At 60.6% G+C, this 21,003-nt stretch carries 20 protein-coding genes; 8 read left to right on the forward strand and 12 right to left on the reverse strand.

All coding sequences use genetic code 11. The annotated features are described in order from the left end of the window. Positions 1 to 31: 31 nt before the first annotated feature. Positions 32 to 610 carry a DUF2510 domain-containing protein gene (locus AC1ENN_RS08935; RefSeq protein WP_480405879.1) on the reverse strand — a complete coding sequence of 193 codons (579 nt, stop codon included), beginning with the start codon at positions 608 to 610 and terminating at the stop codon, positions 32 to 34. Between the two features lie 688 nt (positions 611 to 1,298). Between AC1ENN_RS08935 and AC1ENN_RS08940 the strand changes: the two genes are divergently transcribed. Further along, positions 1,299 to 1,451 (forward strand): hypothetical protein, encoded by a 153-nt coding sequence (locus AC1ENN_RS08940; RefSeq protein ID WP_480405880.1) that lies wholly within the window; start codon positions 1,299 to 1,301, stop codon positions 1,449 to 1,451. 94 nt (positions 1,452 to 1,545) lie between these two features. Here the strand turns inward: AC1ENN_RS08940 and AC1ENN_RS08945 are convergent, their stop codons facing one another. The 5 genes from AC1ENN_RS08945 to AC1ENN_RS08965 are packed head-to-tail and all read right to left on the reverse strand — an operon-like array spanning position 1,546 to position 7,652. Beyond that, positions 1,546 to 2,361, reverse strand: a complete 816-nt coding sequence (locus AC1ENN_RS08945) for an HpcH/HpaI aldolase/citrate lyase family protein (RefSeq protein WP_480405881.1) — start codon at positions 2,359 to 2,361, stop codon at positions 1,546 to 1,548. Beyond that, complete coding sequence (locus tag AC1ENN_RS08950; protein WP_480405882.1) at positions 2,358 to 2,837, reverse strand: MaoC family dehydratase; 480 nt, start codon at positions 2,835 to 2,837, stop codon at positions 2,358 to 2,360. Before AC1ENN_RS08950 ends, AC1ENN_RS08945 begins: the two co-directional genes overlap by 4 nt. Continuing rightward, positions 2,834 to 4,021, reverse strand: a complete 1,188-nt coding sequence (locus AC1ENN_RS08955; RefSeq protein WP_480405883.1) for an acyl-CoA dehydrogenase family protein — start codon at positions 4,019 to 4,021, stop codon at positions 2,834 to 2,836. Before AC1ENN_RS08955 ends, AC1ENN_RS08950 begins: the two co-directional genes overlap by 4 nt. After that, entirely contained in the window at positions 4,018 to 6,045 is a 2,028-nt protein-coding gene (locus tag AC1ENN_RS08960) for an acetyl/propionyl/methylcrotonyl-CoA carboxylase subunit alpha (protein WP_480405884.1), read from the reverse strand. Before AC1ENN_RS08960 ends, AC1ENN_RS08955 begins: the two co-directional genes overlap by 4 nt. 5 nt (positions 6,046 to 6,050) lie before the next feature. Continuing rightward, positions 6,051 to 7,652 (reverse strand): carboxyl transferase domain-containing protein, encoded by a 1,602-nt coding sequence (locus AC1ENN_RS08965; RefSeq protein ID WP_480405885.1) that lies wholly within the window; start codon positions 7,650 to 7,652, stop codon positions 6,051 to 6,053. Positions 7,653 to 7,751: 99 nt separating this feature from the next. Here AC1ENN_RS08965 and AC1ENN_RS08970 point away from each other — a divergent pair, with 99 nt between their 5' ends. Then, a complete protein-coding gene (locus tag AC1ENN_RS08970; protein WP_480405886.1) occupies positions 7,752 to 8,327 on the forward strand; it encodes a TetR/AcrR family transcriptional regulator in 576 nt (191 codons plus the stop codon). A gap of 146 nt (positions 8,328 to 8,473) precedes the next feature. Beyond that, the gene (locus AC1ENN_RS08975) at positions 8,474 to 9,016 is read left to right on the forward strand and encodes a hypothetical protein (RefSeq protein ID WP_480405887.1); all 543 of its coding nucleotides are present in this window, start codon (positions 8,474 to 8,476) and stop codon (positions 9,014 to 9,016) included. A 64-nt stretch (positions 9,017 to 9,080) separates the two neighbouring features. Here AC1ENN_RS08975 and AC1ENN_RS08980 read toward each other — a convergent pair whose 3' ends face one another. The 5 genes from AC1ENN_RS08980 to pdhA are packed head-to-tail and all read right to left on the reverse strand — an operon-like array spanning position 9,081 to position 14,074. Further along, a complete protein-coding gene (locus AC1ENN_RS08980; protein ID WP_480405888.1) occupies positions 9,081 to 9,851 on the reverse strand; it encodes a hypothetical protein in 771 nt (256 codons plus the stop codon). Then, positions 9,848 to 10,435, reverse strand: a complete 588-nt coding sequence (locus AC1ENN_RS08985) for a signal peptidase II (RefSeq protein ID WP_449646997.1) — start codon at positions 10,433 to 10,435, stop codon at positions 9,848 to 9,850. Before AC1ENN_RS08985 ends, AC1ENN_RS08980 begins: the two co-directional genes overlap by 4 nt. Before the next feature lie 35 nt (positions 10,436 to 10,470). Next, positions 10,471 to 11,964 (reverse strand): dihydrolipoamide acetyltransferase family protein, encoded by a 1,494-nt coding sequence (locus AC1ENN_RS08990; protein WP_449648182.1) that lies wholly within the window; start codon positions 11,962 to 11,964, stop codon positions 10,471 to 10,473. Beyond that, positions 11,964 to 12,965, reverse strand: a complete 1,002-nt coding sequence (locus tag AC1ENN_RS08995; RefSeq protein WP_480390960.1) for an alpha-ketoacid dehydrogenase subunit beta — start codon at positions 12,963 to 12,965, stop codon at positions 11,964 to 11,966. The genes AC1ENN_RS08990 and AC1ENN_RS08995 overlap by 1 nt, the downstream gene beginning before the upstream one ends. Beyond that, complete coding sequence (gene pdhA / locus AC1ENN_RS09000) at positions 12,962 to 14,074, reverse strand: pyruvate dehydrogenase (acetyl-transferring) E1 component subunit alpha (protein ID WP_480406939.1); 1,113 nt, start codon at positions 14,072 to 14,074, stop codon at positions 12,962 to 12,964. Before pdhA ends, AC1ENN_RS08995 begins: the two co-directional genes overlap by 4 nt. A gap of 225 nt (positions 14,075 to 14,299) precedes the next feature. Between pdhA and AC1ENN_RS09005 the strand changes: the two genes are divergently transcribed. After that, complete coding sequence (locus AC1ENN_RS09005) at positions 14,300 to 15,958, forward strand: FAD-binding dehydrogenase (protein WP_480405889.1); 1,659 nt, start codon at positions 14,300 to 14,302, stop codon at positions 15,956 to 15,958. A 38-nt stretch (positions 15,959 to 15,996) separates the two neighbouring features. Next, a complete protein-coding gene (locus AC1ENN_RS09010; protein ID WP_449647000.1) occupies positions 15,997 to 16,635 on the forward strand; it encodes a hypothetical protein in 639 nt (212 codons plus the stop codon). A 12-nt stretch (positions 16,636 to 16,647) separates the two neighbouring features. Here AC1ENN_RS09010 and AC1ENN_RS09015 read toward each other — a convergent pair whose 3' ends face one another. Next, a complete protein-coding gene (locus AC1ENN_RS09015) occupies positions 16,648 to 17,328 on the reverse strand; it encodes a DUF8185 domain-containing protein (RefSeq protein WP_449647001.1) in 681 nt (226 codons plus the stop codon). Positions 17,329 to 17,360: 32 nt separating this feature from the next. Between AC1ENN_RS09015 and AC1ENN_RS09020 the strand changes: the two genes are divergently transcribed. From AC1ENN_RS09020 to AC1ENN_RS09030, 3 genes are all read left to right on the forward strand, one after another. After that, positions 17,361 to 18,215 (forward strand): acyl-CoA thioesterase, encoded by an 855-nt coding sequence (locus AC1ENN_RS09020; protein ID WP_449648184.1) that lies wholly within the window; start codon positions 17,361 to 17,363, stop codon positions 18,213 to 18,215. Positions 18,216 to 18,613: 398 nt separating this feature from the next. Further along, positions 18,614 to 19,960, forward strand: a complete 1,347-nt coding sequence (locus tag AC1ENN_RS09025; protein ID WP_449648185.1) for a quaternary amine ABC transporter ATP-binding protein — start codon at positions 18,614 to 18,616, stop codon at positions 19,958 to 19,960. Then, the gene (locus AC1ENN_RS09030; RefSeq protein WP_480405890.1) at positions 19,957 to 20,925 is read left to right on the forward strand and encodes an ABC transporter permease; all 969 of its coding nucleotides are present in this window, start codon (positions 19,957 to 19,959) and stop codon (positions 20,923 to 20,925) included. Before AC1ENN_RS09025 ends, AC1ENN_RS09030 begins: the two co-directional genes overlap by 4 nt. The last annotated feature ends 78 nt before the right edge of the window (positions 20,926 to 21,003 follow it).

Consider the following 21,003-nt stretch of genomic DNA (forward strand, 5'->3'; position numbering starts at 1 on the left):
GCAAGATCGGGTAGGGATTAGCCCATGATCTCTAAAGAGCCTCGCGGTACGTGGTGTTCTTCTCGTCGCGAGCGGACGAGCTGAGCGATCGGATTTGCTGCGCGACGTAGCTTGCGTGCCTGATCAGCCCGAATGTCTGCACTGTGCCGTCACTATTCGTGATCGTTATGGAACTACCGCCGAACGCGCTGTCAATCGCGTTCACAGTTTTGACCCGGTATAAATCGACGTTTTGTACGTGTTTGGTTAGAAAGCCCTGGCTTACCGTAAAGGTTCCAGCTTGCAGCGTGTAGCTAGTAGAAGATGCGCGAGCCGCCAGCACGGCTGTCGGAATCCAAAAAAGCAACCAACTCCAAGTAAGACTCCACAATGTCGGCCGCCAGTCGATTGCGACAACATTGTTTATTAATTGAGGGGATGTGGGCGCTGGGGCCACCGGCACTGCAACTGTTGCCGGCGAAATGACTGGTACAGGAGACGGCGCAGAGGCCTCGGCGTGAGCGCGACGCAGTTCCGTCCAGTTGCCACCGTCCCACCAACGTTGCCTATTCGAGTCTTGAGGATCCTCCATCCACCCAGCGGTGGGGAGGTTGCTATTTGAGTCGGACATCAGTGGCTCTCCTAAAGACGGTTCGAAATCATAGTAGTGAAATTCGTTCCACCGATTGTGAAACAGAATGGCAGATAGTGGTTTAGCAACTTCCAATCGCCGTGATTACTGCAGCTACGGCGCTGATCTTCTCTGTCGGGCGATAATCCAAGTGGCTGCCCCTCGCGTAACCTCGCTCGCGCCACCACGCACTCTGAATACCGCGGCATCGGCCCATCGACCATGCGACTTTCGAAACTGAAGACTCCGTACAGGCCGTCCATTTCGACGAGAAGCGTCTGCGGCGACACGATCCTGTCCACCGTGGGCGAATGCCTTTCGCGCACACTAGCCATCGGAGATAAACAAGTGCAGACCGTAGCAGCGACGCCGAACGCAGTGGCATGCCGAGTCTGAGCACCGAGATCCTCAGGTCTGCGATGTGGAGATGCACCGTATCAATCACAGCCCTTGAATAGGATCCCGCTTCCAAGACCACCGACGACCGCGCACGCAATGCGAAGCCACAGGTAGCCTGCGATCGCTAATTGACCGACAGTGCTTGTCGGTTCATTTTTAAGAGCCTGGGGCGCGCCAAACCGCCCCCCTGAAGATGGGGTGTCTGTAATGAATTCTTCTGCCCTATGGTGGGGGGAGCCATTTCGATCGTTGCGCCTGCGCGACACCAAAGAGTCTCGAAAGGACCATGATGAGCGACGGCCTCAACCGCAAAAATGAAGTTAGCTATGTGCGCCAGCAGAAGGGGCACAGCCTAATACTCCACTTGCTCCTCGGGACGTTCATTCTTTGGGTGAACGTGATCGTGCTGTCAGTGTCGAAGAACCACTACTGGCACGCCTAAGTCATCAAGGCTGAAAAGTGACGCCCCACGCAGCTAAAGCAGCGCGGGGCGTCATTTTGCGTTTAAGCATTGAGAGCAGGAACGCCCACCTCACCTAAGCCTCGCGCAACCCCGCCCGCGCGACCACGCACTCGGCGTGCCGCAGGATGGGGCCGTCGACCATGCGGCCCTCGAAGCTGAAGACGCCGGGCTGCGATTCCGCTGCGGCGAGAAGTGCTCGGGCTGAGGCGATTTGCTCGACCGTGGGCGCATAACTTTCGCGCACAATGGCCACTTGAGAGGGATGAATGCAGGCCGTTGCCGTGAACCCGAGTGCTGCGGCATCCCGAGCCTCAGCGGCCAGACCATCGGTGTCTGCGATGTCGAGATGCACCGCATCAATCACGGCCTTCGAATAGGCTCCGGCCGCGAGCAGCACCGACGAGCGCGCATGCAAGGCCACACCACGGTAGGGGCCGTCGTCAACGCGTGACGATGTTCCGCCGAGCGACGCGACGAGATCCTCGGCACCCCACATGAGGGCAACCACGCAATCGAGCGAGGCGAGGGTCGTCGCAGCCAGCACACCGCGAGCCGTCTCGCAGAGTGCGATCACGTCGAGCTCAGTGAGGGCATCAAAGTCAGCTGCCGACTCCGCTTTCGAGAGCATCACCGTGCGGTAGTCAGTCTGTTCGAGAGCTTCGAGGTCACTGTCGTGATCCTGAGTTCCGGCAGGGTTGAGACGCACGATCGTGCGCGCCGGATCCATCGGGTTCGCGATCAGAGCCTTGCGAGCCTCAGCCTTGTCAACACTGGCAACAGCATCCTCAAGGTCAATGATGATGGCATCCGCGCGCTCAAGAGCTTTCGCATAGCGATCAGGGCGATCAGCCGGCACAAACAGAATTGACGGCCCTAAAGTGAAGCTCACGGTGCGTTCTCCTCAGTCCAAACCATTACCGAACGAGTGGCCACCGCAACAACAACGCCATCTTGATTTTTGGCAGTGTGCCGCAGCGAAATGATTCCCTGGCCTGGACGCGACTTTGAGAGCCGCTTCTCCAGCACCTCACTCTCCGAATACATCGTGTCGCCGTGATACAGCGGATGCGGAAAGTTGACCTCCGTGAAGCCCAAATTCGCCACAATCGTGCCCTGCGTCAGTTGAGCCACGGATGCCCCCACCATCGTCGAGAGCGTGAACATCGAGTTCACTAAGCGCTGCCCGAACGGCTGCTCAGCCGACCACGCAGCATCCAAGTGCAACGACTGCGTGTTCATTGTGAGCGTCGTAAAGAAGACATTGTCGGCCTCGGTGACGGTGCGGCCGGGCGCGTGCAGGTACACGGCGCCCTCCTCGAACTCGTCGAACCAGAGGCCGCGCTGCTGAATTCGTTTGCCGGTCATAGTGTGGCGAATCCCAACTCACGAGCGATAACCATCATCTGCACCTCAGTCGTGCCCTCGCCCAGTTCGAGCACCTTCGAGTCGCGGTAGTGACGAGCAACAGGGTTCTCGTTCATAAAGCCATAGCCACCAAAAATCTGGGTGGCGTCGCGGGCGTTATCCATGGCCGCCTCGCTGCTGATCATTTTCGCCAAGCTCGCCTCCATCTTGAAAGGAACTCCGGCCACCAGTTTGCGGGCTGCGTCATACGTTGCCAAGCGCGCCGAATGAACGCGGGCCTGCATCCGCGCAATCTTGAACGCAATGTGCTGGTTTGAGCCGATCGAACGACCAAAGACATGGCGTTCGTTGGCGTAACGGATCGACTCTTCGAGACAACCCTGAGCTGCGCCCGTGCAGAGTGCGGCGAAGGCAACGCGACCCTCGTCGAGCGCCTCAATGAAGTTCGCGAAACCACGACCGCGCTCCCCCAAGAGGTTCGCTTCAGGTACGCGCACATTGTCGAACGACAGGGGGTGCGTGTCAGAGGTGTGCCACCCGACTTTGTCGTAAGGGGGGTGCACTGTGAAACCGGGCGTGCCACTCGGAACTAGGATGGCGCTCAACTCAGGGCGCCCATTCTCGCGACGACCAGTTACCGCCGTCACGGTCACAACCTTCGTGATCTCACTACCCGAGTTAGTGATGAACTGCTTCGTGCCATTGATGACCCATTCGCCATCGACGAGCTCGGCGGTGGTCTTGGTTCCCGCGGCATCGGAGCCCGCATCCGCCTCAGTTAGTCCAAAGCCAGCAAGCGCTTCACCGCGCGCGAGCATCGGAACCCACTCCTGCTTCTGCTCCTCGCTACCGTGCTTGAAAATCGGCATCGCTCCGAGACCGATGCCCGCTTCGAGAGTTACCGCAATTGACTGGTCAACGCGCGCGAGCTGCTCAATGGCAATACACAGCGAAACATAGTCTTTGCCCTGTCCACCGATTTCCTTGGGGAATGGCAGACCGAAGAGGCCCATCTCACCCATCTGGGCGATGATGCCGTAAGGCAGTTCACGCTTCGTGTCGTACTCATACGCTGCCGGAGCAACAACCTTGTCAGCGAAATCGCGCACGTCAGCGCTCAACTTCAACTGCTCATCGGTGAGGCCGAGGTGGGTGATTTCGCCGCGGGTAGCATCGTGACTCATGAGGTTTCTCCTTCAGTGCTCGCTTGTGGCGATTCGATTCGGGCAACGATCTGATCGCGTGTGACCAGATCGCCAGGCTTCAAACTGATGTCGACAACCCCATCGAGGGTCGCGACAACGGGGTGTTCCATCTTCATGGCTTCAATCGTGAGCACCGTCTGACCGGCCGTCACACTGTCGCCGTGCGCAACCGCGACCGCAACGACCGTGCCGGGCATGGGCGAACGCAGTTCGGGGTCGATGACGCCGGCTACCCGGGCGAGCGTCGCACGGTGATCAGCGAGCGACTCGGCGCGGCCCTGAGAGGTCAACGACCACGAAGTGCCCTCGTGAGCAATCCAGACCGTGTGACCATCCGTGGAATGTTCGTGCGCACCCTCGGTCTCAATAGCGAGACGGATGCTCAACGCACCCCACTCGATGCCGGTGCTCGTCAGGCGTGCCGGGGTGGTGTCGCCGCTGATCGTGACTTGCGCAGCGCTGGGCGGGCCGGCGACCAAAACTTCGTACACCGTGCCCGCACACTCAAGACGGTATCGGGCCGGGCGATGCTGTCCCACACGCCAACCGCTCGGCTGCTGCCAGGGTGAGCCCGACATCCAACGATGGGAATGGATGCTCAGAGCCGCCGCCGCGAGAACGGCAGGGGTTGGGGCGGCGAACTCGATCTCGGCAAGAGCCCGCTCGATGAGGCCCGTGTCGAGTTCGCCGGCGCGCACGTCGTCGCGGGCGAGCAGGGCTCGCAAGAACTCGATGTTGGTCGTCACGCCGAGAATTACCGTGTCGGCGAGGGCACGGTCGAGGGAGTGCAGCGCTTCGGCACGCGTGGCGCCGTGAGCGATGACCTTCGCGAGCATCGGGTCGTAGTTTGCCGAAACGGTGCCGCCCTGCACGAGCGAGCTGTCGACGCGCACGCTTCGCGCACTCGTGCTGTCGGCACCCGTATCGTCGGCCTCATGCAGGTGCACGATCTGGCCCGCCGAGGGCAAGAAATCGTTCGCGGGGTCTTCGGAATAAATGCGTGCTTCAACCGCGTGACCGGTGAGCGTCGGTGTCTCCACCGTGAGCTGCTCGCCGGCAGCGATCCGCACTTGCCACTCCACCAGGTCGATGCCGGTGACCATTTCAGTGACCGGATGCTCCACTTGAAGGCGCGTGTTCATCTCCATGAAGAAGAACTCGTCTGGGGCATTGTCGGAGACGAGGAACTCGACCGTTCCCGCGCCGACGTAGCTCACGCTGCGCGCGACCTCACAGGCGGCTTCGCCGATGCGCTGACGAGTCGCTTCATCGAGCAACGGTGATGGCGCTTCTTCGATGATCTTCTGGTGGCGACGCTGCAGCGAACATTCGCGTTCGCCCAAGTGGATGATCGTGCCGTGGCTATCGGCCAGCACCTGCACCTCGATGTGGCGGGGCTTCTCCACGAGACGCTCGAGAAAGAGCGTGTCGTCTCCGAACGCGGCACGGGCCACGCGGCGAGCAGACTCGAGCGCGCCCGCAACGGCGTCAGCCTCGCGCACGATCGTCATGCCCTTTCCGCCGCCGCCCGCCGACGGCTTGATCAGCAGCGGGAACCCGACCTCCGCAGCAGCAGCCACAAGATCATCGTTCGTCATGCCCGGCTCAGCGATACCGGGGATCACCGCGACACCGCGCTCGGTCACATGCTTCTTCGACGCGATCTTGTCGCCCATGATCTCGAGGGCTTCGACACCGGGACCGATAAACGTGATTCCGGCAGCGGCGCAGGCCTCAGCCAAGTGGGCGTTTTCGGAGAGGAAACCGTAGCCCGGGTGGATCGCGTCGGCACTCATACCCGAAACGGCATGGGCGGCAGCAACGATCGATTCGACCGAGAGGTAGTTGTCGATCAGCACCGCGGCATCCGCGACTCGAACGTGCTTCGCGTCACGATCGTGCTCGGTGTACACCGCGATCGAGCGGATGCCCATTGAGTGCAGGGTGCGCGTGATGCGACAGGAAATTTCGCCACGATTGGCGACCAGAACAGCAGAGAACATCGCCATCACATCCGGAAGAGGCCGAAGCCCGGGTCGGGCAGCGGGGTGGCCGCAGCGATATCGAGGGCCATGCCGAGCACGTCTCGCGTGTCTTTGGGGTCAATGATTCCGTCATCCCAGAGGCGGGCTGTCGAATAGTAGGGGCTGCCCTGGCGTTCATACTGCTCGCGGATGGGCTTCTCGAAAGCGACCTTGTCGTCGTCGGTGAAGGCGTCTTCGCCGAGTTGATCGCGGCGCACCGTGGAGAGCACGGCAGCAGCCTGCGGGCCGCCCATGACCGAGATACGGGCGTTGGGCCACATCCACAAGAAGCGTGGCGAATACGAGCGGCCGCACATTGAGTAGTTGCCAGCCCCGAACGAGCCGCCGATCACGACCGTGAACTTGGGAACACGTGTTGTCGCCACAGCGGTCACCATCTTGGCACCGTTCTTCGCGATGCCGCCAGCTTCATATTCCTTGCCGACCATGAATCCCGAAATATTCTGCAGGAACAGCAGCGGGATGCCGCGCTGATCGCACAGCTCGATGAAGTGTGCACCCTTGAGCGCCGACTCGCTGAACAGCACCCCGGCGTTGGCGACGATGCCGACTGGATGCCCGTGCAGGGTCGCGAACCCAGTAATGAGCGTCGTGCCGTATTCCTTCTTGAACTCGTGGAACTCACTGCCGTCAACAAGGCGGGCGATCACTTCGCGCACTTCGTAGGGGCTCTGCACGTCGGTCGGCACAACCCCGTAGAGCTCGTCAGGGTTCACGGCAGGAGGCCGCGATTCGACAACATCCCACGCGGGAGCAGCAGGCTTGGGGATCGTCTTGATGATGTCCCGCACGATCTGGAGCGCGTGGCGGTCATCGTCAGCAAGGTGGTCGGTGACGCCCGAGGTGCGGGCGTGCACGTCTCCCCCACCCAGTTCCTCGGCGGTGACGATCTCGCCGATAGCGGCCTTCACGAGCGGCGGACCGCCCAAGAAGATCGTGCCCTGATTGCGCACGATGATCGTTTCGTCGCTCATAGCCGGCACGTAGGCGCCACCCGCGGTGCACGAGCCCATAACCGAGGCGATCTGCGGGATGCCCGCCGCCGAGAGCCGAGCCTGATTGTAGAAGATGCGCCCGAAGTGGTCGCGGTCGGGAAAGACTTCATCCTGCATCGGCAAGAAAGCGCCACCCGAGTCAACGAGGTACACACACGGCAGCTTGTTCTCGAGCGCAATCTCTTGCGCCCGCAAATGCTTCTTGACCGTGAGCGGAAAGTAGGTGCCGCCCTTGACCGTCGCGTCGTTCGAGATCACGAGCACGGGGCGAGAGTGGATGAGGCCGATGCCGGCAATCACGCCAGCGCCGGGAGCTTGGTCGTCGTAGATTCCATTCGCGGCGAGCGGGGCGATCTCGATGAAGGGGCTGCCCTCATCGAGCAGCTCATCAACTCGATCGCGAGGCAGAAGCTTGCCGCGAGAGACGTGACGTTCGCGAGATTTCTCTGAGCCACCGAGAGCCGTTGTTGCGAGTCGTTCGCGCAATTGCTCGACAAGGCCGCGCATTGACTCTTCGTTAGCCGCAAACGTCGGATGAGACGGTTGGGCGGCGGTAGAAATTTTCTCCATCGAACACCTTCGTTCTGCGCAGCTTGTGGCCGCTTGGGTTAGTCACTACTAACTGAATTTAGGTTAGTCATCATTAACCGAACTGTCTAGACTCAGAACATGAACGTGACCCCAACTCCGCGAAGCCAAGCGAAGGCCGACCGACGCGAGGCCATCCTCGACGCCGCCGCCAGCCTCTTCGCCGAGCGCGGGTACACCAGGGTCTCGCTCGAAGATCTCGGCGCAGCCGCCGGTATCAGTGGTCCCGCCGTCTACCGTCACTTCGACGGCAAACAAGATGTTCTCGCCGCGATTCTTGTCGACGCCAGCACCAACCTGCGCACCGGGGCGCAGACCGTGATCGAGTCAGCGGCCAGCCCGCGAGCCGCGCTCGAAAGCCTCGTTCAGTTTCATGTGGAATTTGCGCTCGGCAATGCCGACGTCATCCGGGTTCAAGATCGCGACCTCGACAGCCTCACCGCCAGCGACCAACACGACGTACGTGCCCTGCAGCGCAGCTACGTCGAGCTATGGGTCAGCGTGCTTGCCCAAGTGAATCCGGATGCTGCCACCACCGAGTTGCGCACCCGCGCCCACGCCACCTTCGGGCTCATCAACTCCACTCCGCACAGCGGGCGTGCTGGCGCTACCAGTGCCGTGCTCGAGCGGATGGCGTTGGCCGCTCTCGACGCCTAGCGCACCACGGCAGGTAAGGCCACGGCAGGTGAGACCACAGCACTTGCCCATGCCTCTCGCGGTGTCCCCATAGGGTTTTGATAGGCAGCGAGCCGAGTGTGGATTTCGTACACCGGAGATTCCGGATAGGACGAAAAGGATCAACCATGAACAAGAAACTGATCACCGGAGCAGCTGGCGTAGTGCTGGCCTCGTGTGTAGGACTGGGCATTGCTTTGCCCGCCCAGGCTGACACCATCGAAACTGCCACCACAAGCGCAACTGTCTCCGAAACAACCACCGACAGCATCACCACAAGCGGCGAACGAGCCGGGCACGGTCACGGCCCTCGCCTCGACGCCGGCGGTCTCGCTACCAAGCTCAGCCTCGCCGAAGCCGACGTGACTGACGCCCTCACGGCAGTGCGCGACAGCACCGAGCGCCCAGAACGACTGGGGTCCGACGCCACCGAAGAAGAACGAACAGCAGCGAAGGATGCCCGCCGAGCGACGTTCGTGACGGCTCTCGCCACCGAACTCAACCTAGACGAAGACACCCTCACCGCCGCCCTCACCGAGCTTCGTGCCGAGCATGAAGCCGAGCGCGCAGCAAACCCCGACGCCACCGATGGCGACCGTGGCGGCGACCGCGCAGATCACGGCGATCGCGGCGCTACCACTAGCAGCGATCAAGACAACACTGACGACTAACAAATCCAGCACGATGAAGGGCCTGCGACTGATCGGTCGCAGGCCCTTTCGCCTTCACAATGCGTTAGGGGCGATCGAGCCCACCGAGGCGTCGGAGAACCGCGTTGAGGAGCGTTCCTTCTGCATCCGGAATGACATGGTGGTTGAGGTAGATCCCCTCCAGCCAGGGCAATACTTCCACCGCTGGCAGCCCGATAATGTCCCAGTTGACTCCCGGAACAGCTTTGGTTCGCGGCGATCCAGTGCGGGGATCAGTCCATGCTTCGGCGATTGGCTGGTCGGGTTCAGCGTCGCCTGCACCCCACAGGAGGGCGATCGGATGATTCTCGCCGTCGATGTGGTCGTGACTCACCGTTCCCGCGCCGAGCCACGGCAACGTCAACAGCTCGCCCTCGACTTCAATCTCGAGCAGTTCAAGCTGCACCGGCTCTTCAACTTCACAAATGTAGAGGTCGAATCCGGCATCGTGCCAGGCTGCCGCTTGAGTGATGTCCTCAAGCAGAGTCGGCAAGAGTGCATGAAAGTCGGTAGCTAGTTGGGTTGCCCACTGCAGGAGCGTGTTGGTGTCGTTGGCCCGCCACGGGCTTGAGGGGCGGTGCTCACCGTGCGGAGTGTGGAAGTGGTGGCTGACACCGGCACTCGTCGTTTCGAGGTGCAGTTGACCAGTCTTGTATTCGACGTGGAGGTCGCTCAGTTGCCCTTCGTCATCCCAGTCCGCGAAGAGCTCCGGCTTGGCCAACGCCGTTGGCAGAGTGATGGGCGGCGTGCGTCGTGTGCCGAGATTGAGCACAGCCCGCAGCCGTGAGTTGGGCATCCGCAGACTGAGGTCTGTCATGGTGCCGTTGGGGGTGTTGCTGCCGGAGGTGTTGCCGCAGCATCCGCACTCTCGATCGCAACCGGTTCAGGCTTCGATGCAATGCCCATGAGCGAGATAACCACGATCATGATGGCGCCACCGACGAGAGCAATATCGGCGATGTTTCCGATGAAGTAACCGTTGTAGTTGATGAAGTCGACAACGTGGCCGCGCGCAAAACCGGGGTCGCGAAAAAGGCGATCTCCGAGGTGGGTGATGGCCCCACCCAACAGCATGGCGAGAGCAAAGGCCCACGCGCGTGACTCAACTTGCGCCGCATACCAAGTGATCGCCGCGACCGCGAGCGCCGCAATGATTGTGAGAACCCACGTGAACTCTTCGCCAATGGAGAAGGCCGCTCCCGGGTTGTAGACAAGCTGGAACGACAGCAGATCCCCAATGATGGGGATGGTCGTGCCGTCGCCGAGAGTTGCCACAGCCCACCACTTGCTCACCTGGTCGACGACAACCACGAAAGCAGCGAGCGCAAGAATGCCCCACAACAGACGTCGCGATTTACGCGAGGTGGTGGTGGCCGCGGCAGGGTCGAAATTCTCGGTCATAAGACCATTGTCACCTGTCGCGGCTACCCCTCGTGTCACACCATGCTCAATACGGTGCCTGGGTCACTCAGAATTGCCCCAACATCGGTGAGAAAGCGGGCACCCTGTTCGCCATCAACAAGTCGGTGGTCGAACGACAGACTCAGTGTCATGACATCGCGGAGCGCTACCTCGCCACGGTATTCCCACGGCAATTTGCGCACAGCACCGATCGCCAGAATTGCAGCTTCACCCGGGTTCAGGATGGGGGTACCGGTGTCAATACCAAACACACCAACGTTCGTGATCGAGATTGTTCCGCCGCTCAACGATGCCGGTGTGGCCTTGCTGGCACGAGCATCCCGAGCAATAACGCCGATCGCTTCCGTGAGCTCAGCCAATGTAAGCGAATCAGCATCCTTCAGATTCGGAACCATGAGCCCCCGCGGTGTTGCCACCGCAATGCCCAGATTCACATAGCCGAACTCAACAATTTCGTTAGCTTCCGCATCCCAGCGCGAATTGAGCGAGGGGTTGCGTGCAACGCCAATGCACAGCGCTTTCGCAACAACGGAGAGAACGGATGCCGCACTCCCCTTCGCTTTCAAGCGCGCAACGAGTTCGAGCGTCGGAGTCACATCAATCGTCAAGAACTCGGTGACATGGGGTGCCGTAAAGGCGCTCGCCACCATGGCAGCCGCTGTCGCTTTGCGCACTGACTTGATGGGGGTGCGTTGCTCGCGCTGGCGGGACTCAGAACCACCTGCTCGAGGCGCTCGAGGCGCTGTTGCTGCGGTGGTTGCTGTGCTGGCTGTTGAGGAGGTGGCTGCAGCAGTGTCTCCTCCCGCAGCGGCCGCCTTCGACACGTCCTCACGGGTAATAACGCCGTCTGGTCCACTGCCCTGCACGGTCGTGAGGTCAACCCCTAGGTCGTGGGCGAGCTTACGAACCGGCGGTGTTGACTTGGTGCGCGCTTCGGCCGGGCTGGCAGTAGCGTTTGCGGCTGGTGTCGAGGTTGCGCCTTCGGCTGCCGTTCCTGCTGCGGGTCCGGTTCCGGCTTCAACTTCGGTTGCGGTCGACTCGGCGGGAGCAGGCTCTGCCGATTGAGGCGCACGACGCTTGCGAGTGGGATGTTTGCCACTCTCCACCGCCGGACCGTAACCCACTAGCACCGAATTGCGTTCCGGAGCGGCTGATGCGGCTGAGGAAGCGGACGCGCTTTCTGACTCAGCCGAATCGTTCGGCTCTGCAGCATCCGACGAAGGCACAGCATCTGACGAAGCCGCAGCATCAGCAGACCCGGCAGCACCTTCGAGCTCAAATGTCACGATCTTGGCCCCGACCATGACGGTAGCCCCGGGCTCAGCATGAAGAGCCGTGATCTTGCCCGCCACTGGCGACGGCAGCGACACAATTGCTTTCGCCGTCTCCACCTCAGCAATGGGCTGATTCAGCGTGACCATATCGCCGACAGCGACATGCCACTCAACGATCTCCGACTCGGTGAGTCCCTCCCCCAGATCGGGCAGAGCAAACTCCTTAACGGCCATCATGCGCTCCACCCGGTGAGCGAATTGACGCGACCAAGAGCGCGATCGACACCATCAAGAATGCGGTCAAGATCCGGCAAGAAGTGATCCTCCAACTTTGCTGGCGGATACGGCACGTCAAACCCCGTGATGCGCACCGGGGCCGACTCAAGGTAGTAGAAACAACGATCAGTCAGAGTCGCCGCAATTTCGGCACCGAGACCGCCAGATTCCGAAGCTTCATGGGTAATCACGAGCCGCCCCGTCTTCTGCACGCTCGCCGAAACGGTGTCAAAGTCAACCGGCGACAGCGAACGCAAATCAACCACCTCGACAGAAATACCCTCGTCGGCGGCGGCAACTGCGGCATCCAGAGCAGTAGCAACCAGCGGGCCATAGGTAACAAGAGTCACGTCAGTACCCTCAACCACGACACGCGCTTTGCCCATCGGCAGGCCGTCAGCATCTTCGTCGACCTCACCCTTGGTCCAGTAGCGACGCTTGGGTTCGAAGAACAGCACAGGATCGTCGCTCGCTATTGCTTCGCGCAACATGCTGTGAGCATCCTGCGGCGTCGAACACGTGACAACGCGCAGCCCAGCGGTGTGGGCAAAGTAGGCCTCCGGCGACTCCGAGTGGTGCTCGACCGCGCCAATTCCTCCACCGTAGGGAACACGAATCGTCAACGGCATCCGCACATTTCCGGCCGTGCGGTAGTGCAGCTTCGCCACCTGCGCGACGATCTGGTCAAAACCTGGATAGATGAAGCCGTCGAACTGAATTTCGCACACCGGACGGTAGCCCCGGAATGCGAGCCCCACCGCCATCCCGATGATTCCGGCTTCGGCGAGAGGCGTATCCATCACTCGATCTGTGCCGAAATCGCGCTGCAAACCATCGGTCACTCGAAAGACTCCACCGAGAGTACCGATGTCTTCGCCAAGCAACACAACCTTGTCGTCGTCGGTTAGGGCTCGGCGCAAACCTGAGCCGAGCGCCTTCGCCAGAGTTAGTTCAGTCATTTCTCAAACCCCTCTAGGTACGCCTTGTATTGGCTCTTTTGACGCGCAAGACCCGAGTGTTCTGTCGCATAGACGTTGTCGAAAACACTGAGCGGTTCTGGGTTCTCGAGCGCCAGACATCCCGCCCGGAATTCGGCAGCGACCTGATCGGCACGCGCCTGGATGGAGGCGGCAAGTTCGTCCGTCAGCACCCCTTCACTGCGCAAAAAGGCTTCGACGCGCGCAATAGGGTCGCGAGCTTCCCACTCTTTTGCGACCACAGGGTCGACATAACGACTCGGGTCATCGGAGGTCGTGTGCGGTCCACGGCGGTACGTCACCGCTTCGATAAAGGTGGGGCCGCCACCGTTACGCGCGCGGTCGAGGGCGCTGCGAGTTGCCGCCATGACAGCCAACACATCGTTGCCATCGACCCGGATGCTCGGAATACCGAACCCCGGAGCCCGATCGGCAATCGGCCGCTGAGCTTGCAACCCCACTGGCTCGGAGATCGCCCACTGGTTGTTTTGGCAGAAGAAAATCACGGGAGCTTTGAAGGAGGCAGCAAAGACCATTGCTTCGCTGACATCCCCTTCGCTAGTGGCACCGTCACCGAAGTAAGCCACAGCGACACTATCGACGCCATCTTTTTTGCAGCCGACGGCGTATCCAGTGGCATGAAGCGTCTGGGCGCCGATAATCACGGCTGGCGTTGCCATTCCCACCGAGAACGGATCCCACCCCGAGGCCGCAGTTCCGCGCCACACCCGAACAAGATCGGGCAGCTTCACTCCACGGCAGTACGCGACGGCGTTTTCGCGGTAGCTGGAGAACACAAAATCATCGGGCCGCAGGGTGCGAGCGGAACCGACTTGAGCGGCTTCCTGACCGAAGAGCGGCGGCCACAGGCCAAGCTCGCCCTGACGTTGGAGGGCAGTCGCTTCAGTATCGATGCGACGCACAATGATGAGGTCTTCATAGAGGCTGGCAAGCTGATCGCCGGTGACATCCGACACCCAAGGGTCATAGACATCATCGCTGAGCCGAATTCCCTCTGGATCGAGAAGCTGCACGAACTCAGGGTTCTGCTTCTTAGCCTCAGATTTCTGGGCTTTCACGGGCACGGTCATACTCATCGTTCCTCCGATCTGCCATTGCGTCTGCCGGTAAGCCACGCGCAAGCGATCCTCACAACCGCGATTGGTAAATCACAGGTTGACCCGAGCCTCGTCGCTCGGAGTTAATTTGACCGTACCTACACCGTGCGCGGTTCACAAGGTGGCGCGCGAAAGTTGCCACCAAATTGGTGGGTGACGCGACATACTGTCAGCACATCAGTGTCAAAGGAGTCACGTATGACGCAGTCGCGCGAACTGGACGCAATCGTCGTCGGAGCAGGCCTTTCGGGCCTTGTCGCCGCCGCCGAACTCATCGCGGCAGGCAAACATGTCGCCATTGTCGAACAAGAGCCAGAAGCCAGCCTTGGCGGCCAAGCGTGGTGGTCTTTCGGCGGGCTGTTTCTGGTGGATTCTCCAGAACAACGACGCATGGGCATCACAGACTCACTCGAACTTGCCCGTCAAGACTGGTTGGGCACGGCTGGTTTCGATCGCGAAGAAGACGAGTGGCCCCGGCGTTGGGCCGAGGCCTATCTAGAATTTGCTGCCGGCGAGAAACGCGAATGGCTTCGCGAACGCGGTGTGGGGTTCTTCCCTGTTGTCGGTTGGGCAGAGCGCGGCGGCTACACAGCGCTGGGGCACGGCAATTCGGTTCCGCGTTTTCACGTGACGTGGGGAACTGGCCCTGCCGTCGTTCAGCCCTTCATCGATGCCGTGCGCCGTGGTGTCGCTGAAGGTCTCGCGACTCTGCATTTTCGTCACCGCGTCGATGAACTCCTCAGAGAGAACGGTGCCGTTGTTGGCGTACGCGGTGCGACGCTAGCTGCAGACGACGCAGCACGCGGTGCATCAAGCAACCGAACGATCATTGGCGACTTTGAGCTGCGCGCCCCCGCCACGATCGTGACGAGCGGAGGCATCGGCGGCAACCACGATCTCGTGCGCGCCCAGTGGCCGAAGCGGATGGGGGCAGCCCCCAAGAAGCTGCTGAGCGGTGTTCCCGCTCACGTCGACGGACGCATGCTCGGCATCGCCGAGTCCGCTGGCGCTCGCCTCATCAACGGCGACCGCATGTGGCACTATGTCGAAGGAATTCAGAACTGGGATCCGGTGTGGCCGAAGCACGGCATCCGCATTCTGCCTGGCCCGTCGAGTGTGTGGCTGGATGCGACAGGGCACCGCCTACCGACGCCCCTGTTTCCCGGTTTCGACACGCTCGGCACCCTCGAACACATCCTCGCGACTGGTTATGACCACTCCTGGTTTGTGCTCACCCAGGCAATCATCGAGAAAGAATTTGCGCTCTCCGGTAGCGAGCAAAATCCTGACCTGACCGGCAAAAGCGTGCGCGAACTCCTGAAGCAACGGCTCGGCAAGGGCGCCGCAGCTCCCGTCGAGGCTTTCAAAAAGCACGGCGCCGATTTCATTGTTGCTGACACCCTCGACGAATTACTCACCGGAATGCAAAATCTGACCCCGGATGTCGCGATCGATCTGCCGCACGTTCGTCGCGAGATTGAGGCGCGCGACCGCGAACTCACCAACTCATTCTCGAAGGATTCGCAGGTCAATGCGATCAGACAAGCTCGCCACTATCTCGGAGACAAACTCATCCGTGTGGCCAAGCCGCACCGCATCCTTGATCCGAAAGCGGGGCCGCTCATTGCGGTCAAGCTCAATATTCTGACTCGCAAGAGTTTGGGCGGCATCCACACCGATCTAGCCGGCCGAGCACTCAGCGCTGACGGAGCCACGGTGCCGGGTTTGTGGGCGGCAGGAGAGGCCAGCGGATTCGGCGGTGGAGGGATGCACGGCTACCGCGCGCTTGAGGGCACCTTCCTCGGCGGTTGCCTCTTCAGCGGTCGTGCTGCTGGGCGGAGTGTCGCAGCGCTTTAAGCCACAGAATGAGCCGCCGCTGCAGCTAGAATTCCAACATGAGCAATTCTTCGGCGGAGCCAACGGCACCGGGCTGGTATTCGGATCCGTCGGGTCGTGGAGGCAAGGCGTGGTGGAACGGCTCAGCCTGGGGTCCGTCAGAATACGTGCCTGCGGGTGGCCAAGCGTCGCAACCCGTTGCCACGTCCACGGCTACGGTCGCGCAGCCGCAGTATGCGCAACCCCAGTATGCTCAGGCGCCGGCTGCGTCATCGAGCGAGGTGTCGCCGTACACGTGGCAAATCTGGACGATCATATTGCTGCCGTTCCTGCCGCTCATTGGCCTCGCCCTCATCGACCCCACGACGCTGATTCTCAGCGCCTACGATCCGCTTCTGGTCTATTCAGATCCCGGATTCATCATGGTGATCGTCGGCACGTGGGTGGCCTATATCGCCACAATCGTTTTAGCTTTTCGCGATGTTCGAAGCCTGAAACGTCGCGGGATCGACCGCCCATTTCATCCGGCATTCATCTTCCTGGGCCCACTCATTTACTGCATCGGGCGTTCGGTTGTCGTGAAGCGTCAGCTGGGCTGGGGGCTCACACCCATTTGGGCATCGTTGGGCGTCTGGTTCGTTTCCGGAGTCGGATCACTACTGCTATCGCTCAACTTTGTTAGCGGACTCGGGGTCTAGAGAACCTGAGGGCTAGCGCGCGACAGACCACGCCCGACGCTTGACGAGTACGTGCCCCCGTTTGGTGGTGATTCGCGTCCACGCACCGGATTCGTAGACTGACGCTGAATCGTCGTCGCCGAGGAAGCCCAAACTTACGGCAGCAAATCCTGCTCCCGCTGGCAGGTAATCGGGGTTGTCCAGCGGACGCCCCCATACTTCTGTGCGCACTTTATGCACGATCGCTTCGCCAACGCCCGAGGGCACGGCCTGCGCAACTTCGTCGATTCCCTCTTTGGCCGCAGTCTCAAGGATCTCGCCCGCAACCGTATCGATTGCCACCCATCCTCCACGCGGCGGAGTAATCGCAGCCCACGTGACGGTGTTCACGCTCATGGGCAGGCTCACCGTCACGGGTTCCCCAAACGAGTCGGCGGATTCGTCTATCGCGCTTTCCACGCGACCGATAAGGGAGCGAACGGGCACAACAGCGTCGAAGGTATCTTTCGACGCCAAAGCGAAGGTTCTCAAACCAAGAACGGTTGGGCTGTGGTCAAGCAAGCCAGCGGGATGCAGCACGGAAACGTAGACGGCAAGCACGCCTGCGCCACCAATAAGTCGAACGGAGCCGTCGTCAACACGAGCAGCGCGACCCAAAAAGACATGCAGATCACCCAGAGCCAGGGAATCCACCAAAGTAAACGATCCAGTCATAGGTCTCCTAAACTACAGGCATGAGCGACCCTATGTCTGGGCTTCTAACTGCCCTCGATCTGACCGACACCGGCGCACGAACAAACGAAGACATTTTTACGGGTCCAAGCCAATGGATGCCGCAGGGTCGAGTCTTCGGAGGTCAAGTGCTTGCGCAGGCTCTTGTTGCCGCTCAGCGCACTCTCGCCGCGGACCGAATCGTGCACTCGATGCACGGCTATTTCTTGCGTCCGGGAGACATCAACCTCCCGATCACCTTTTCAGTCGACCGCATCCACGATGGTCGATCGTTCTCAACACGACGTACGCAGGCCTATCAAGATGGGGTGCCAATTCTTTCGGCCATCGCATCGTTCCAGGACCAAGACGACGGTCTCGATCACCAGATTGATATGCCAAGCGACCTCCCCGACCCGGAGTCGTTGCCAACGACTGCAGAGTCGTTGGCGTCGCTCGATCATCCGGTCGCACGGTATTGGGCATCCGAGCGCCCATTCGATATGCGTTACGTTCCTTCGCCGATCTTCATTTCAGTTGAGGGCGGGCATGTGGCTCACCAGGCTGTCTGGTTGAAGTCGGTTGGTCCGATGCCCGACGATATGAACCTTCATCGCGCAGCTCTGGCCTATGCGAGCGACTATTCGATTCTCGAGTCGATCATGCGTCGACACGGGCTCGCCTGGGCTACTCCGGGGATCAAGGTTGCCAGCCTCGACCATGCCATGTGGTGGCACCGGGCGGCGCGAGTGGATGAGTGGCTCCTCTATGTTCAGGAGTCGCCGAATGCAATCGGTGGGCGCGGGCTTTCGCTCGGCCGCATCTACGATCGTTCTGGTCGCCTTGTCGCCAGTGTTGCTCAAGAAGGTATGGTGCGCCCGCCGCGCTAAGCCCTCTTATTCGTTGCGACTCGCCTCACGGCGGCGTCGCCAATGTAACGAATAGACAACGAAGTCGACCGGCCCCGATGCCTACTGTGCCGCGGATCGAGGTCGGCCAATGCCACGGGATGTCCCCAATCTGGTGGACCTGAAGCTGCGAGCATTCCGCAAAAGAGTTACGTTTGATTACGGCCCGGTTCCCGGTACGCCCTTGTTTGGCGTTGTGGACGGGGCGCAACGAATCAGGCCGCGCGCGCCACCTCGGGAGTCCGAGTTGACGTTCGTACGGTTGTTTCGCACTGGAATCGTTCCGACAATGATTCCCCTTCTCGCACAGCTCGACAGGGAGCAGCGTGAGTAGCGAGGTGCCCGCAACCCGGACCGTAATCGAGAAGAGCGGAGCCCTTATGGTGCCGAGCATTCAGGAGAACGTGACCGAGGAAATCGCAGTCAGCGCCAAGAACCTTTATAAGGTTTTCGGCCGCCGCCCAAACGAAGCAGTCGAGCGACTCCAGCACGGAGCAACTCGCGACGAGATATCAGAGCTGGGCACCGCTGCCGTCATTGATGCAAGCTTCGATGTTCACAAGGGCGAGATTTTCGTCGTCATGGGCCTCTCCGGATCGGGCAAATCAACGCTCATCCGCATGCTCAACGGACTGTGGGACACCACATCCGGGTCAGTAACAGTTGGCGACGATGTCATTTCAGGCCTTTCCGCCGCAAAACTTCGCGACGTTCGCCGTCGCCGCATCTCAATGGTGTTTCAGCACTTCGCGCTGTTCCCTCACCGCAGTGTTCTTGAGAACGCCGCCTACGCGCTCGAAGTTCAGGGCATTCCCCGCACGGAACGTCTCGCTCGCGCCCAGAAGACGATCGACCTCGTCGGCCTTAAGGGTTGGGGCGACAAGATGCCGTCAGAGCTTTCTGGTGGAATGCAGCAGCGCGTAGGCCTTGCCCGCGCCCTCGCCGCTGACACTGATGTGCTCTTGATGGACGAGGCGTTCAGCGCTCTCGACCCCCTGATCCGTCGCGAAATGCAAGAGCAGCTGCTCGAGCTTCAGACGGAACTCGGCAAGACGATCATCTTCATCACTCACGATCTCAACGAGGCAATGTTCCTCGGTGACCGCATCGCCGTGATGCGCGACGGTCGCATTGTTCAGATCGGGACTCCAGAAGACATCCTCACCGACCCGGCCAACGACTATGTTGCCCAGTTCGTTCAGGATGTTGACCGCTCACGCGTTCTCACCGCAGCAAGCGTCATGGAGCCAGCCCGCGTCACCGCATTCGCCGGCTCAGGACCCCGTGCAGCTTTGAAAACGATGCGCGACATGCAAAGCTCGACCGCATTCGTCATCAGTCGCGATCGCACGCTCAAGGGCATCGTTCGCGATGCTGAGGCAATGACGTTGGTCCGCCGCGGCGAAACCGACCTGAGCTCGATCATCAGCGACGACTTCAACGTTATCCAAGCAGACACCTCGCTCTCGGAACTCTTCGTTCCGTCAGTGGAGAGTCCACTGCCGCTCGCGGTAGTGGATGAGCGTGGCCGCCTAATTGGGGCAGTCCCGCGCGTCACACTGCTCGCCGCACTCGGCAATGTCACGACAGACACTGGCGAATTTCCTTCGATGGAGCCGTCGTTGACTGTCTCGACGGAGCTGATTTCTGACGCTCTTGCTACTCCTGAAGTCGACGCCCCTGAAACCGCCACCGAAACCGCCACCGAGAAGGAGGTCACCCGATGAACGATTTCTTTAGACTTCCCCTCGGCCAATGGGTCGAAGATGGCATTGACTACATCACCGTGACTTTCGGAGTCTTCTTCGATGTCATCAAGTTCATGATTGCCTCGGTTGCCGACGGAATGAACTTCCTGTTCACGTCGCCGCCATTCTGGATAATGCTGATCATCTTTGCCGTGATCGCTTTCGTAGCGCGCGGTTGGGCGTTCTCACTGGGCACCACAATCAGCTTCCTGTTGATCCTCAGCTTGGATCAGTGGGAAAACGCTATGGATACCCTCGCGTTGGTCTTGGTAGCTGCAGCAATTGCAGTTCTGATCAGTGTTCCGCTGGGAATCCTCGCGGCCAAGTATCAAACGGTCTCCACCATCGTGAAGCCAGTACTCGACTTCTTGCAGACAATGCCAGCATTCGTCTACCTGATTCCCGCACTGATCCTCTTCCGCATTGGTGATGTTCCCGGAATCGTGGCAACGGTGCTCTTCGCCCTTGCCCCCGGCGTACGTCTTACTGAGCTGGGCATTCGTGGCGTCGATAAAGAGGTTGTTGAAGCTGGGCAGGCATTTGGTTCGTCACCGAGCCGCATCCTGCGACAGATTCAGCTTCCCCTGGCACTCCCGTCGATCATGGCCGGTATCAACCAGGTGATCATGCTCTCGCTCTCGATGGTCGTTATTGCCTCGATGGTTGGCGCTGGTGGCCTCGGTAAGCCCGTTATCCAGAGCCTGAGCCGGGCGGATGTTTCGCTCGGGTTCGAAGCTGGACTCTCCGTAGTGCTTCTGGCCATCTTCCTTGACCGGCTCACGGCATCCTTCGGCACCGGCAAGGGCTACTTCCGCTTCATCCTGGACTCCTTCAGCTTCCGCGGTAAGCCAAGCGCATCCGACACGGTCGAGGCTGACGGCACGAGCGCAACTTCTGCGCCCGCCACAGCCGAGCAAGCAGAACTGACTCCTCCAGTTCGCTAATTTTCGGGCGCTCACCCGCGCTCGTTTTCCCGCACACAGAAAACCCTGTGTGCATCGACGTCAACATCGTCGACGCTT

The organism is Rhodoglobus sp. G.S.23, from assembly GCF_056675935.1.

Bases quoted from the DNA above. Each gene is read 5' to 3' on its own strand.
- AC1ENN_RS08950 (WP_480405882.1), bottom strand. From the start codon at position 2,837: ATGACCGGCAAACGAATTCAGCAGCGCGGCCTCTGGTTCGACGAGTTC.
- AC1ENN_RS08965 (WP_480405885.1), bottom strand. From the start codon at position 7,652: ATGGAGAAAATTTCTACCGCCGCCCAACCGTCTCATCCGACGTTTGCG.
- AC1ENN_RS08935 (WP_480405879.1), bottom strand. From the start codon at position 610: ATGTCCGACTCAAATAGCAACCTCCCCACCGCTGGGTGGATGGAGGAT.
- AC1ENN_RS08990 (WP_449648182.1), bottom strand. From the start codon at position 11,964: ATGGCCGTTAAGGAGTTTGCTCTGCCCGATCTGGGGGAGGGACTCACC.
- AC1ENN_RS08985 (WP_449646997.1), bottom strand. From the start codon at position 10,435: ATGACCGAGAATTTCGACCCTGCCGCGGCCACCACCACCTCGCGTAAA.
- AC1ENN_RS08995 (WP_480390960.1), bottom strand. From the start codon at position 12,965: ATGACTGAACTAACTCTGGCGAAGGCGCTCGGCTCAGGTTTGCGCCGA.
- pdhA (WP_480406939.1), bottom strand. From the start codon at position 14,074: ATGACCGTGCCCGTGAAAGCCCAGAAATCTGAGGCTAAGAAGCAGAAC.
- AC1ENN_RS08980 (WP_480405888.1), bottom strand. From the start codon at position 9,851: ATGACAGACCTCAGTCTGCGGATGCCCAACTCACGGCTGCGGGCTGTG.
- AC1ENN_RS09030 (WP_480405890.1), top strand. From the start codon at position 19,957: ATGAACGATTTCTTTAGACTTCCCCTCGGCCAATGGGTCGAAGATGGC.
- AC1ENN_RS09020 (WP_449648184.1), top strand. From the start codon at position 17,361: ATGTCTGGGCTTCTAACTGCCCTCGATCTGACCGACACCGGCGCACGA.
- AC1ENN_RS08940 (WP_480405880.1), top strand. From the start codon at position 1,299: ATGAGCGACGGCCTCAACCGCAAAAATGAAGTTAGCTATGTGCGCCAG.
- AC1ENN_RS09015 (WP_449647001.1), bottom strand. From the start codon at position 17,328: ATGACTGGATCGTTTACTTTGGTGGATTCCCTGGCTCTGGGTGATCTG.
- AC1ENN_RS08960 (WP_480405884.1), bottom strand. From the start codon at position 6,045: ATGTTCTCTGCTGTTCTGGTCGCCAATCGTGGCGAAATTTCCTGTCGC.
- AC1ENN_RS09010 (WP_449647000.1), top strand. From the start codon at position 15,997: ATGAGCAATTCTTCGGCGGAGCCAACGGCACCGGGCTGGTATTCGGAT.
- AC1ENN_RS08955 (WP_480405883.1), bottom strand. From the start codon at position 4,021: ATGAGTCACGATGCTACCCGCGGCGAAATCACCCACCTCGGCCTCACC.
- AC1ENN_RS08975 (WP_480405887.1), top strand. From the start codon at position 8,474: ATGAACAAGAAACTGATCACCGGAGCAGCTGGCGTAGTGCTGGCCTCG.
- AC1ENN_RS09005 (WP_480405889.1), top strand. From the start codon at position 14,300: ATGACGCAGTCGCGCGAACTGGACGCAATCGTCGTCGGAGCAGGCCTT.
- AC1ENN_RS09025 (WP_449648185.1), top strand. From the start codon at position 18,614: ATGGTGCCGAGCATTCAGGAGAACGTGACCGAGGAAATCGCAGTCAGC.
- AC1ENN_RS08970 (WP_480405886.1), top strand. From the start codon at position 7,752: ATGAACGTGACCCCAACTCCGCGAAGCCAAGCGAAGGCCGACCGACGC.